Below are 12,357 nucleotides of genomic sequence, written 5' to 3'. Positions count from 1 at the left end.
ATGGGTTTATCTTTCGTGCCAGCGGAGTATATATCGGATTGTTTGTTGTTGCTAATGATATAAAACAGTTATCCCTTTTAGTTATAAAAATATTTCGTTTTTATTGATAATTCAATCTGCTTATTATGAAACAATGTTATTTAATTTAAGGATATGTATATGAGTGTCATAAATGATTTTAAAGCTTTTGCTATTGATAGTAATGCTAATGTAATAAATCAGCAAGGATATGAAGCGAGTACAGAGTTGCAAGATGGGTTTCCACCCTATTCTATGACGCCACACATCTTAAATAAGGCATTACGTCAAGCATCAACGATAGCCGCGGTTGTAGCTGATTTCATTGGGGAACAATCTGGTCAGGATGTTATAGATGATGGTAATGTAACTAAACTCACCGCACAATTAAATAAAGCTTTAGAACAAAAAGCCATAATAGGAATTCCCAATGCCTCATTAACCCAAAAAGGTATTGTTCAACTTACTGATGTGATTGGTGATAGTGATACATTGGCTGTGACGCAAAAGTTAATTAAGGGAATAGTCGAATCATTACTTGTAAATATTAATAGCAGAGTACCTGATAATAGGAAAATCAACGGGAAGGCATTGACTGAGGATATTACACTTTCCGCGATTGATGTTGGCGCTAAGCGACCGGGTGATATCTATTTATCTGCACATCCGGCATCAGATTTAGCTAAAGGAGAGTATATTGCGAATGGTGCTGTTTACCCAATTGATTCGGCTGTTGGTAGTGCATTAAATAATTTATCTGATGCATATAAGGCAGCATGGGGAATCAAACAGAATGGAGATAAAATCAACCTTCCTAATCTGTTTGTTGAGGGGCGAGGGGTATTTGCGCGTGCTGGATTGACACCTGGTGTGATACAGGGCGATGCAATTAGAAATATTACAGGTGATGTAGGATTGTGGAATGATGGGCTTATTGCTCGTGCCAGCGGAGTATTTTATGGTGTTAATGCGAGTTCTAAAAATAGCCTTGCGAGGAAGAATGCTCCTGATGAATATGCAAAATTCTCACATGCCACTTTTGATGCATCAAGAGTAGTACCAACGGCAGACGAAAACCGCCCATTAAACATTAGTATGATACCGATAATTTATTTAGGTGTATAAAATTATTATTTTGAGAGTGTTAAGTTAGCACTTATTTATTGGTTCATCCGATGTTAATTCAGGTAGTAATCTTTCAGTGAATGCTATAAGAATATAGCCAGAATTTAAATATGGATTTTGGCTATATATGAATAACATGGAAAATGACAAGGAAAAATCGCCGTTAACGGGCCTGAATAAATGGGTTGTTTATTCAGGCCATTTTGTTAGTGTTATAATTAAAATATTGTAATAGTTATATTCTTGACTTAAAGGAAAAAGAATTGAAGGAAAAAGAAAGATATGGGAAATAATAGTTTTCAATATTGAATATAATGATTTTTGGGATGTTTTTGATTGCGATGCATTGGTTATTTATTGTTGCCAATTATATAAAAATAGTTACTCATTTTAGTTATAAAAATATTTCATTATTGTTTTTATAAACTAGACTATTATTGATGTGAATTGTGAGAAATCATCTTTAGTGATAGTTCAATATGTTTATTATGAAATAATGTCATTTAATTTAAGGAAATGTATATGAGTGCCAAAAATGATTTTAGAGCTTTTGCTGTTAGTAATAATGCTAATGTACTTAGTCAGCAAGGCTATGAAATATATCCGGATTTGCCAGTTGGGTTTCCAGATAATCAGTATATTCCTAATCACGTATTAAATAAGGTATTGCGTCAAACATCAACCATATCATCTGCTATAGCTGATTTTATTGCGACAGAATCTGGCACTGATGTTTTGGATGACGGTAATGTATCCAAAATCACCACACAATTCAAAAGCGTGTTAGAACAAAAAATTGCGAAATGTTGTAATCTTAATGTGAATACGGCTAACAAGGTTGTGAACGGTTGGTGGAAATGTGGTGATACTGGAATAATTATTCAGTGGGGGCAAGCAAGCGGCTCTATGAATATAAATGATTACAGAAATTTCACCATCCCATTTCCTAATGCTTGTTTTCAGATTGTTGCAACATATCCTGATTTTGGTAATTATGGATCTGGGGTTGCTGCTATGCCTATTTCTGCAAGTCAATTTATTGTGACGTGCAGAAATTCTATACACGAGCTATCAAATAATTTAGTGAGATATTTGGCGATAGGATATTAATTATGTATTTTTATAGTGCAAAGACAAATGCATTCTACCCAATAGAATTGAAACAAAATTATATTGCTTCTGGTTCATTGCCTGATGATATTATGGAAGTTAGTATTGATATTTATCAAGAATATGCTGTCAGTAATGTACCAGAAGGAAAATATCGTGTAGCAGGTCAAAATGGTTTACCGGAATGGGCCGATATTCCTCCACCAACAAAAGAAGAATTGCAGCAGTATGTTGAAAGTAAAAAACAACAATTTATTGTGGAAGCTAGCCAGCAGATAGCACCATTACAAGATGCTGTTGATTTAGGAATTGCGACTAAAGAAGAGGAAGCGGCTCTGTTGGTATGGAAAAAATATAGAGTAATGCTGAACAGGGTTGATACTTTACAGGCTGCCGATATTGAATGGCCGGAACAGCCAAAATAATGACATTGACCTGAATAAACAGATTATTCTTATAATGGTTTTGTTAACATTAGGTCATAAGTCTGACTTAAAATCAGCACATAATATTGTTGCAAGATAATTGTTTGTAACAGGATTTTATTATTGAATATACTCGAAATAAATCTTTTTATTTTGGTTTGCAATAGGGTATTGAACAGTGCAAAAGTAAACACCTCTTATCTTCTAATTGATACCAAAAACGGGATGTTTTAAGTCAAGCTGCTATTAAAGTCTGAGTTCTGTATTTAACAGGACTCGGATTTTTTAATCTCAATATCAAATTAGCGATGCTTGAAGAACTTATCCAATTCCGCAGCGCGGGGCTAAATAGATGTGCTCAGATTATTCACAGTTGTGTAGCATCAGGCTAAATATTTCCTGATAACTTTGAGAAAATCAAGAGTTGAAAACATAATTAGTCTCCTGAGGGGGGAATTGCGAGTTAGAAAAAATTCAGGTTGTGATTTTAACTTTAATGTATTTAGAATAATGCTGAAGTATTACCGGCAATTCGTAAGACGGGAAGTTATCACAGTTCGATGATTTCTGACTTGCCATCTAAGGGACAAATTTTAATGACATTCGAAAACGGTGTAACAGTCAGAGTCGAAAAGCTTTAACGAAACCCCGCCATCGTAGCAGGTTTGTTTCTTGCTCATTAGTTATTATAGACATTCATTGCATTACAATTGCATTACAATTGCATTACAATGTAATTCAATGAGAGTTCTTTACATGGCTACAAACCAATTAGTACAAACCCGTATTGATGGGGAGATCAAAGCAGAGGCGGCTGCGGTTCTGGCTGCTATGGGGCTGACTGTATCAGATGCCGTTCGCATGATGTTAACGCGAGTAGCAAGAGAAAAAGTGTTACCTTTTGAGCCTTTGATACCCAACGAGACAACAATAGCCGCAATGAAAGAAGCTCGCAAAGGTTGCGGTAAATCATTCTCCACAGTGAAAGATTTAATGGCCGATCTCAATGAGGACGATTGATTACGCAAGCCAGTTCAAGCGAGATTACAAGAGAGAAAAGAAAGGTCGGTATCGTGAAATTCTTGATGATGCACTGATGCAAGTGGTTGAATTATTGGCTTCTGATAGCTTGTTGGAGCCGAAATATTGCGATCATGCTCTTTCTGGTGATTGGAAGGATTTTCGAGATTGTCATATTAAGCCTGACTTGATACTGATTTATCAGAAACCCGATGCGGATACATTGCGCCTTGTCCGCCTTGGTTCCCACTCAGAACTTGGTTTATATACCCTATGGATTTCAAGATGCATCGCGACGGCAAGGGAACGAATCCCCGGGAGCATAGATAACTATGTGACCGGGGTGAGTGAGTGCAGCCAACAAAGAGGCAACTTGAAAGATGACGGGTATAGATCATCTTCTTTGGTAGGGGTAGTTCATATGGGGCTTTTGTATGTACCTACAAAAAATTTGCAGGTCGGGAAATTGGTTATAACGATTAATTATAATTTCTATTAATTAATATATTAAATAGAAAATAAATGAAGTCAGGCAAGCGGAGTTTTACACCAACCCCCAGCCATAAAAAAACCAACCCTAACAGGTTGGTTTTTCTAGGGAAATTTGGTCGGCATGATAGGATTTGGGCTTCCGACCTTTATGAAAATAACGAGCGTGTATCTTATGAAGACGGAGAGCCATACGATATTCTTGAACACGGTAGATTAGGTGTTAGGGTAAAGATTCAGTGTGGAACGCTAAGTAGGGAGAATTGTAGGAATATATAGAAGGAATAAGAACGAAATAATTTCTAGATGTATATTTTCGATTCCAAAATATTGGGGTGCTTATTGCTGGTAATGATACAAAAATATTTAACCTTAATAAGTAATAAGAACACTGCATTATTCTTTTTCTGAACTAGACTTTAATTGGTGTGAATTGCAAGGGGATTATTTTTGCAATAACTCAATATATTGATTATATACTCAAGATACTTCAAAGTGCATGTTTGAAAAACGATTATGTTGTTGAATTTAAATGTTTTTATATCTGACATCTCAAGCATCTTGAAGTTCATTCGGTATATACCCTATGGATTTCAAGATGCATCGCGACGGCAAGGGAGTGAATCCCCGGGAGCATAGAAAACTATGTGACCGGGGTGAGCGAGTGCAGCCAACAAAGAGGCAGCTTGAAAGATAACGGGTATAAAAGAATATTATGTAATTTAAGGAGAAAGTATATGAATCCTAAGAATGATTTTAAGGCTTTTTCTATTAATAATAATGCGAATGTAGTGAGTCAAGAAGAATATGAGGTCAATCAGAGTTTGCAGACTGGATTTTCACCCGATAATGTTCCCACTCACTTGTTAAATAAAGTATTACGTCAAGCGTCAATGGTATCATCTGCCGTGGCTGATTTTATCGCGGTACGATCTGGCAATGATGTTCTGGATGATGGGAACACAACCAAACTAACCGCGCAATTAAATAAAGCATTAGAGCAAAAAATTACAACAGACATTCCCAGTGCCTCATTAACACAAAAAGGTGTTGTCCAGCTTACAAATGTGATTGGCAATAGCGATACATTAGTGGTTACACAGAAGCTTGTTCAGGAAGTAATAAATTCATTACGTGAGTATACCCGCGAAGAGATAGATAATCGGATTAAAACAGCTAATGAAATTCCTGTTGGTTCTCCTATTCCTTGGCCGTTGCCCTATCCACCTATCGGCTATCTCACTTGTAATGGTGCATTTTTCAATAAATTACAGTACCCGAAGTTGGCAGAAGTTTATCCTGACGGTAGATTACCCGATCTAAGGGGAGAATTTATCCGGGGTTGGGATGATGGAAGAGGGGTAGATCCATCTCGTTCATTATTATCATGGCAAGAAGGGTCTTATTTGGTACAGGAAATTTATGCGCCTGGTGATAATATTCTTACCTTTTCACTCAATGATCGTGGTAAATTGAAGTGGGATGTTCCCGAAAGTAGCAATATTTCGACAAGAGTTAAATGGATTGAAAAGACTCATCTCGGGGAAGCGAGTAAGGATTATATAGGAGTGTCAAGACCTCGTAATATCGCATTTAACTACGTCGTCAAGGCGGGAATAATAGTGACACAAGAATCTATCTTAGATTCAGAAATTGCCATATTAGGTGAAGACAGATTAGCGACTCAAGCCGGCTGGATAAAGGTTTATCATGTTAATCCTTATTCGAGAGAATTTGCTGGAACTAATTTTGAGTATGTCGCAAAAGGTGTGGGTTTATCAGCGCGTTCTTACCCTGATGCGCCAGATTTTTCCGATTCTGATGATATGGCTATTTGTCGCAGTGAAGACGGTAAGTGTTGGGAAATTGTCCCTGACCACAGAGGGAAAATAGCTTACAACAAGCAAACTCGCGCACAACTAGAAATTATTGAATTGGGTGAGCTACCGGAAATTCTGACATTTAAGAAGCCTGATACCGATTACGATAGATGGGATGGTAAAGAGTGGATGGTTGATAAAGAGCTTCTCAAATCCCATCAGATTGAGGAAGCAAAACGGAAGAAAGCAGAACTGTTAAGACAAGCAAATGAAACAATCTCATTGCTACAAGACTCTGTTGACTTGGAAGTCGCTACTGATGCAGAGAAAGAAGCTCTACTCGAATGGAGAAAATACAGAGTGTTGCTTACTCGTGTAGATGTGAATCAAGCGCCTGATGTTGAATGGCCGGAAGTGCCTGATTGATTAGATAATTTTATATTTTGGAGTGAGGGGAGCTGGTTTGTAAATGGCTATAAGTGGCTATGAATGCCAGGTTTTAAATTGGGGTTTTACCAGAGTTTTACCAAAATTTTACCAGAGCCAAATTTCAGACATAGAAAAACCAACCCTAACAGGTTGGTTTTTCTAGGGAAATTTGGTCGGCATGATAGGATTTGAACCTACGACCCCCGACACCCCATGACGGTGCGCTACCAAGCTGCGCTACATGCCGATAATTCCTATTATAGTACTGATTTTTTATCTAAAAGCAAGTACTGAATTTTGTGACCGATTGATTTTTAAGCATTTAGTTGGCTATAAAATGTTTAACCTCGGTTAGTATCTGTAGCAGTTGTGCCAGATTGGGTTTAGCATCTTTGATTTCGTTGCCTTCCAGGTCATATAGGTGATATTCACCATTTTTATCCAAGAACAAGGTGTTTTCACTGGTTGTAATGATCAAGGAACCATCATCACCGGTAATTATCCACGGGTTATCACGCTGTGCTGCAAATAGATCTTCGCCTTGAGAATAATCATCAGGAGAATTGCTGACGTGCAACAAACGTTGCATTAATGTTGTCATGACGTCCTGATGGCTTGTCAGTTTACTAATTGTCTGTGATGGTGTTCCTGGCCAATGAATCAGCAGTGGAACATGCATTTGAGCACGATTGAATCTGCCATTATTTATCCACTTAGGTGGATGTGTCGCGGCAAGTTCACTGTGTTCTGCGGTAATAACGATGACCGTATTGTTCAGTGCATTTTTGCTTTTTAGTGTCTCTAGTACAGTATTAATCTGACTATCAAGAGCAGCCGCATTACCTACTGCATCTGTTTTATCCAAGCCACTTAGCCTTAAGAAGGAGAACCAAGGAGCGTTAGTATTGGGTAAATTCAGCCATTGCTGCCATTGTTCGACGGTGAGTTGGTTGCTTTGGTTGACCTCAATAGGTAATGAATAGTCGGAAAGTAATGCATGACGATAAAGCGGAGTGTCAAATCCTACGGAAGAGAATAGGCCGAATTGATATCCCTGATGAGTCAGGGCATTAATCAGGGCTGATGATTTACGTCCAGCCAGTATTCCATCCAGATAACCAGAAGAAATGCCATAAAACAACCCGAATAGGGCCGTATCATTTTGAATCCCGGTGCTGAAATGTTGATTAAACTGAATGTTGGTTTCTCTGAAATGAGAGAGCGCAGGCATATTCTCGGTAATATCTTCATTATCCAGCTTATCAGCTACCAGTATTAACAGGTTGTATCCGCTTCCTTTATTCAGATAAGTCAGATCATTAAGTGGATATTCCACTGTCAGCGCAGCAGGATCACCCTGTTGCATAAGGCGGCGCTGATATTCTTGTTGATCCAGCAAACCATGTTTTTCAAGAAATTTACGCGCAGTCATTGGATAGGAGAGCGGTAGGTTGGAACGTTGCATGGTGATCGGACGATAAAAATTAGCGTCAGCCCAGATATACATCAGATGGGAAGCGACAAAGGCCAAAATCAGGACGGCAGCCAGTGGCTTACCAAATCGTTGCCGATTCAGGCTGCGTAGTTTCTGCCAACTCCAGGTGCCAAATAACATCTGTATCAGAAAAATGACCGGGATACAGATGAACATTAGCTGCCATTCTCGCGCCAGTTCCCCTTGATCAGGATTGATGACTAAATCCCAAACTAAAGGTGTAAGGTGAAGGTGGAAACGGTTGTATATGGCAATATCGAATATTAATAGTGTCAGTCCGGCAGTAGCGAAAATGGCTGAAAGAAACCTGAGCAGGCGCTGCGACATGGAAATAAATGTCAGTGGAAACAGAACCAGCAAATAAGCAGCAAAAACAATAAAACTAAAGTGCCCCAGCCAACTAGCCAGAGCATAAACTCGACCGAATAGTGAGCCCGGCCAGTCAGAAACAAACAGATAACGACTACCCAGTCCAAGGCTGAGCAGGATGTTAAACAGGGCAAACCAGTGCCCCCAGCTAATCATCTGGGAAACTTTTTCACGATAACGCTGACGGCTAGTCACCATATTTTGTTTACGTTGTGGTCTTTAGTTAAAAATTAATGGGCTTTATCTTCGTTTACGGAAGATTTAAGCGCGTGTGCAAACGAGTCAGCAATATGTCTGCGCTGTGCAGGAGATATACTCGTATTGATTAAATTTGTCACCATATTGCCCAGCACCATTAGAGAAAGGTCTGTCGGGGTACGGTTTCTTTCTAGAACACTGACGAGTTCTGTTAGTAAACGTTCAACGTGTTCGTCACTGTAACGAGATGACTGTGGCATAGATTTAAACTTCCTGAACTAACAAAGCACATTATCTTACCGTATAGATGCGTGATTTTCTGCTCTTTTGTGGCAAATTAATTTACGGTTAAGATTATGTTGCAGTAATAGCCTACTTTTAGCAATTTTTTGATATCTGTCAGCAAATTATAGTTGGTGGCAGATGATGAAATGTTATTTTCTTTTGGGGGTTTTTTATTGCAGTCGTTTGTTATCGGTGTTTGAATGCGTGTTTAAAAATGCGTGAAGTCAGCCGAAAGGAGTAGAAAGAATGAGTCTGCAAATAGACCAGATTGCCTTGCATCAATTAATCAAGCGTGATGAACAGACATTAGATGTCATGCTGCGTGATTCTTTGCTCGCCACCGATCAAGTGGTGGAAGATATGATGGCTGAATTACACCGAGTATACAGCGCAAAAAGTAAAGCTTACGGCTTATTTAATGAAGAGAGTGAATTGGCAGAAGCACTCAAACATCAGCGTAAAGGTGATGAAGATTTTCTTGGGTTCAGTCGTGCAGCAACGGCACGTTTGAGGGATGAACTGGCAAAATATCCGTTTGCCGAGGGAGGGACGGTCCTGTTTTGTCAGTATCGCTATTTGGCGGTAGAGTATTTATTGATTGCCGTACTTAATAGCTGTAACAGTATGTCTGTTAACGATAATCTGGATTTAAATACTACGCATTATCTGGATATTCCTCATGCAGATATTGTTGCTCGCATAGATTTGACGGAGTGGGAGGCTAATCCTGAATCAAGCCGTTATTTAACATTCTTGAAAGGCCGGGTAGGGCGTAAAGTTTCAGATTTCTTTATGGATTTTCTCGCTGCTAGTGAAGGTATGAATGCTAAAGTTCAGAATAAAGGCTTGCTACAAGCAGTTGATGATTATTGTGAATCTGGTGAGCTTGATAAGAATGAGCGTCAAGCCTATCGTCAGCAAGTATACAGCTATTGTAATGATCAATTGCAGGCGGGAGAGGAAATTGAGATTAAGGCGTTGTCTCAGGAATTACCTACATTTGGAGAGCAGAATTTTCAGCAGTTTTCACAGGAACAAGGATATGAGCTGGAAGAGAGTTTTCCGGCTGATCGCAGTACGTTACGCCAGTTGACTAAATTTGCCGGTAGTGGTGGCGGATTAACAATCAATTTTGATGCAATGTTATTTGGTGAAAGAATTTTTTGGGATCCGGCAACGGATACTTTAACGATTAAAGGCACGCCGCCAAATTTACGAGATCAGTTACAGCGTCATCGTGGTGGTCATTGATGCTAAGAAATAAATAACGCCGCATTTGCGGCGTTATTTACTCGGCGTCCCGAAAAGCTCGGCTGTGGCTAATTAAGCACGCAGGAAGTCAATGTGCGTCAGTTTTGGCTTAAACGGATGGCGCTGTACAGCCTGCACTTTAACTTTAGTTTCTTTACCGTCGATAACCAAGGTCAGAACTTCACTATAAAATTCAGCTTGGTGTTCCATATTGATAACCTGATCATGATTCAGTTCAATAGAAACTGGCTCTTGGTTGCCACCGTATACGATAGCTGGGAACTTGTTAGCTCTGCGCAGGCGGCGGCTCGCACCTTTGCCCTGCTCTTTACGTACTTCTGCATTAATAGTAAACATTATTTTTTCTCTTCAAGAAGAAAATAAATCCTGCTACAGGCGACCCAGCAGCAGGTTCGAGATTTGGCTTAACATTTAACATAGTAACTAACATAGTAACACCGTGTTAAGCGGGCGGCATTCTAGCGAAAAATGGTAGTTACAGCAAATGGAATAGGTCAATCTGAACCTATTAATACAGTTCATTTTAATACAATTCATCTTAATACAATTCATCTGCTCGTCGAAAACGCCCTTGGTAATCAAAGATCTTTTCACGAATTTGCCAGAATCGGCCTTTTTTACGGGCGACAACAAAATCTGGATGGCGTAATAAAGATTGCCGGCGAACGATATCTGAGGCGGTTTTCCAGTCAAAAGGTATTGCCGGGGCACGTTGATGCTGACGGAGAAATTGGTGCTCAAAGGCTAGTCGTTGGGCAGGGGTTGTCAGCCGAAAGCGTTCCGAAACATCAGCACCATCTTCATCGTAATAGATGATTTTCAGACATTCGCCTTTACTGTCAGTTTCAGAGATGAGTTGCATGCCACCACAACGCAGTACCAGTGCATCTTTGAGCTTCAATGCGGCTTTCAACATATCGTCGGGATCAACCAGCACTTCCTGGCAACTGTGGCAACGCCGCGCTGCAATATCATTTTCTGCATTGCAATGAGGGCAGAGTTTAAAACGAAAGCGGAACTCACATTGATGGCGTTTGCCGCATTGATCCTTTTCCCAACCCTGACAGCGGCGACCGAAGTGTTCAATAATTTCACCGTCGGAGGTGCATTTTCCCCAAAATAGATTAGCGAAGTTACAGATAGGGCAGAATACTTGAACCGGTTGGCTCTGTTTATCCGGTTTATTGCTGCCAACTTCTGGTGTGTAGAGATCGTGAGGATTTCCTGCATAATCGAGAATCAGGCAATCTTTTTTGCCGGGAAATAATCGTAAACCCCGACCGATAATTTGCTGATATAAACTGACGGATTCAGTAGGGCGCAAAATAGCTATCAGATCAACATGGGGAGCGTCAAATCCAGTTGTCAATACGGCGACGTTAACCATATAGCGCAATCGCTGAGTTTTAAAGGCTTCGATAAACAGATCACGATCAGCGGTTGATGTATCAGAACTGACTAATGCGGCTTGGCCGGAAGGGAGTAATTGAAAAATCTCTTTGGCATGTTCGACAGTTGCAGCAAAAAGCATAACACCTTTGCGATCAGCGGAATATTCAATAACCTGTCTGATAATATGGGGGGTGATGCGTTTTTGTCGTTTGATTTCGTGATTTAAATCAGTTTCATTGAAGATGCCTTGCTGACTAGAGTGAACTTGGCTGAAATCATATTGCATAACGGGCATATCTAGCCGTTTTGGCGGGATCAGGAAACTGTGTTTAATCATATAACGCAGGGGCAATTCATAGATGCAATCACGAAAAAAACGACTTTCATCACCACGGATCATGCCGTGATAGTGATATTGATATATCCAGCCGGTAGCCAGTCTGTAAGGTGTCGCCGTTAAGCCGAGAATACGTAGTTGTGGATTATTTTGCCGAAGGTGATGAATAATTTGCTGATATTGGCTGTTTTCATCATCACTAATACGGTGGCATTCATCAATTATCAGCAAAGAGAATTGATTATCAAAATATTCAAGATTGCGGGCAACAGATTGTACACTGCCAAACACCACCTTGCCTGTGCTTTGCTTCTGCTGCAATCCTGCGGAAAAAATATCTGCGGGTAAACCGTATGCGCAGTATTTGCTGTAATTCTGTATAACTAATTCTTTTACATGAGCCAATACTAATACTCTCCCGCGAGCTAATTTTGCCAGTTCAGCAATAACCAGGCTTTTACCTGCTCCAGTTGGTAACACAATGACCGCGGGCTCATGATGGTGCCGGAAATGATTGATGGTGGCATCCACGGCTTCTTGCTGATAGGGACGTAAAGTAAAAGTCATAATCGT

The 12,357-nt window shown here is 39.7% G+C and carries 11 protein-coding genes, 1 tRNA gene and 1 pseudogene; 8 read left to right on the top strand and 5 right to left on the bottom strand.

The window, feature by feature from the left end; genetic code table 11:
* Window positions 1–159 precede the first annotated feature (159 nt).
* The 7 genes and pseudogenes from AAC155_RS09555 to AAC155_RS09525 all read left to right on the top strand — a co-directional run bounded on the left by AAC155_RS09555 (window position 160) and on the right by AAC155_RS09525 (window position 6,433).
* Window positions 160–1,143: a tail fiber protein gene (locus AAC155_RS09555; protein ID WP_113041935.1), complete on the top strand. Its 984-nt coding sequence runs from the start codon at window positions 160–162 to the stop codon at window positions 1,141–1,143.
* A gap of 522 nt (window positions 1,144–1,665) precedes the next feature.
* Window positions 1,666–2,253, top strand: a complete 588-nt coding sequence (locus tag AAC155_RS09550) for a gp53-like domain-containing protein (RefSeq protein ID WP_113041934.1) — start codon at window positions 1,666–1,668, stop codon at window positions 2,251–2,253.
* A gap of 2 nt (window positions 2,254–2,255) precedes the next feature.
* Window positions 2,256–2,678 (top strand): tail fiber assembly protein, encoded by a 423-nt coding sequence (locus AAC155_RS09545; protein WP_113041933.1) that lies wholly within the window; start codon window positions 2,256–2,258, stop codon window positions 2,676–2,678.
* Window positions 2,679–3,434: 756 nt separating this feature from the next.
* Window positions 3,435–3,698 carry a type II toxin-antitoxin system RelB/DinJ family antitoxin gene (locus AAC155_RS09540; RefSeq protein ID WP_113041932.1) on the top strand — a complete coding sequence of 88 codons (264 nt, stop codon included), beginning with the start codon at window positions 3,435–3,437 and terminating at the stop codon, window positions 3,696–3,698.
* Complete coding sequence (locus tag AAC155_RS24445) at window positions 3,685–4,197, top strand: type II toxin-antitoxin system YafQ family toxin (protein WP_431768495.1); 513 nt, start codon at window positions 3,685–3,687, stop codon at window positions 4,195–4,197. Before AAC155_RS09540 ends, AAC155_RS24445 begins: the two co-directional genes overlap by 14 nt.
* Window positions 4,198–4,924: 727 nt before the next feature.
* Window positions 4,925–5,581, top strand: a pseudogene (locus tag AAC155_RS09530) (tail fiber protein); the annotation flags it as partial.
* Between the two features lie 228 nt (window positions 5,582–5,809).
* Window positions 5,810–6,433 carry a tail fiber assembly protein gene (locus AAC155_RS09525; protein WP_392392048.1) on the top strand — a complete coding sequence of 208 codons (624 nt, stop codon included), beginning with the start codon at window positions 5,810–5,812 and terminating at the stop codon, window positions 6,431–6,433.
* Window positions 6,434–6,606: 173 nt separating this feature from the next.
* Here the strand turns inward: AAC155_RS09525 and AAC155_RS09520 are convergent.
* From AAC155_RS09520 to AAC155_RS09510, 3 genes are all read right to left on the bottom strand, one after another.
* Window positions 6,607–6,683, bottom strand: a tRNA-Pro gene (locus AAC155_RS09520).
* Between the two features lie 75 nt (window positions 6,684–6,758).
* Window positions 6,759–8,498, bottom strand: coding sequence for an LPS biosynthesis-modulating metalloenzyme YejM (yejM, locus tag AAC155_RS09515; RefSeq protein WP_113041931.1), 1,740 nt, complete (start codon window positions 8,496–8,498; stop codon window positions 6,759–6,761).
* A 32-nt stretch (window positions 8,499–8,530) separates the two neighbouring features.
* A complete protein-coding gene (locus tag AAC155_RS09510) occupies window positions 8,531–8,758 on the bottom strand; it encodes a YejL family protein (RefSeq protein WP_011147091.1) in 228 nt (75 codons plus the stop codon).
* 271 nt (window positions 8,759–9,029) lie between these two features.
* Here AAC155_RS09510 and yejK point away from each other — a divergent pair, with 271 nt between their 5' ends.
* On the top strand, window positions 9,030–10,034 hold the full coding sequence (yejK, locus tag AAC155_RS09505; RefSeq protein WP_113041930.1) for a nucleoid-associated protein YejK: 1,005 nt from the start codon (window positions 9,030–9,032) through the stop codon (window positions 10,032–10,034).
* 72 nt (window positions 10,035–10,106) lie between these two features.
* Here the strand turns inward: yejK and rplY are convergent, their stop codons facing one another.
* Both rplY and AAC155_RS09495 read right to left on the bottom strand, forming a co-directional pair.
* A complete protein-coding gene (rplY, locus tag AAC155_RS09500; protein ID WP_113041929.1) occupies window positions 10,107–10,391 on the bottom strand; it encodes a 50S ribosomal protein L25 in 285 nt (94 codons plus the stop codon).
* Window positions 10,392–10,593: 202 nt separating this feature from the next.
* Entirely contained in the window at window positions 10,594–12,351 is a 1,758-nt protein-coding gene (locus AAC155_RS09495; RefSeq protein ID WP_113041928.1) for a DEAD/DEAH box helicase, read from the bottom strand.
* Window positions 12,352–12,357: the final 6 nt, after the last annotated feature.

The sequence above is a fragment of the Photorhabdus sp. HUG-39 genome (genome assembly GCF_963878365.1).
Classification (GTDB): domain Bacteria; phylum Pseudomonadota; class Gammaproteobacteria; order Enterobacterales; family Enterobacteriaceae; genus Photorhabdus; species Photorhabdus kayaii.
This window is presented reverse-complemented; position numbering and strand designations above follow the sequence as displayed.

Bases quoted from the DNA above. Each gene is read 5' to 3' on its own strand.
- AAC155_RS09495 (WP_113041928.1), bottom strand. From the start codon at position 12,351: ATGACTTTTACTTTACGTCCCTATCAGCAAGAAGCCGTGGATGCCACC.
- yejK (WP_113041930.1), top strand. From the start codon at position 9,030: ATGAGTCTGCAAATAGACCAGATTGCCTTGCATCAATTAATCAAGCGT.
- AAC155_RS09555 (WP_113041935.1), top strand. From the start codon at position 160: ATGAGTGTCATAAATGATTTTAAAGCTTTTGCTATTGATAGTAATGCT.
- AAC155_RS09545 (WP_113041933.1), top strand. From the start codon at position 2,256: ATGTATTTTTATAGTGCAAAGACAAATGCATTCTACCCAATAGAATTG.
- yejM (WP_113041931.1), bottom strand. From the start codon at position 8,498: ATGGTGACTAGCCGTCAGCGTTATCGTGAAAAAGTTTCCCAGATGATT.
- AAC155_RS09540 (WP_113041932.1), top strand. From the start codon at position 3,435: ATGGCTACAAACCAATTAGTACAAACCCGTATTGATGGGGAGATCAAA.
- AAC155_RS09550 (WP_113041934.1), top strand. From the start codon at position 1,666: ATGAGTGCCAAAAATGATTTTAGAGCTTTTGCTGTTAGTAATAATGCT.
- AAC155_RS24445 (WP_431768495.1), top strand. From the start codon at position 3,685: ATGAGGACGATTGATTACGCAAGCCAGTTCAAGCGAGATTACAAGAGA.
- rplY (WP_113041929.1), bottom strand. From the start codon at position 10,391: ATGTTTACTATTAATGCAGAAGTACGTAAAGAGCAGGGCAAAGGTGCG.
- AAC155_RS09510 (WP_011147091.1), bottom strand. From the start codon at position 8,758: ATGCCACAGTCATCTCGTTACAGTGACGAACACGTTGAACGTTTACTA.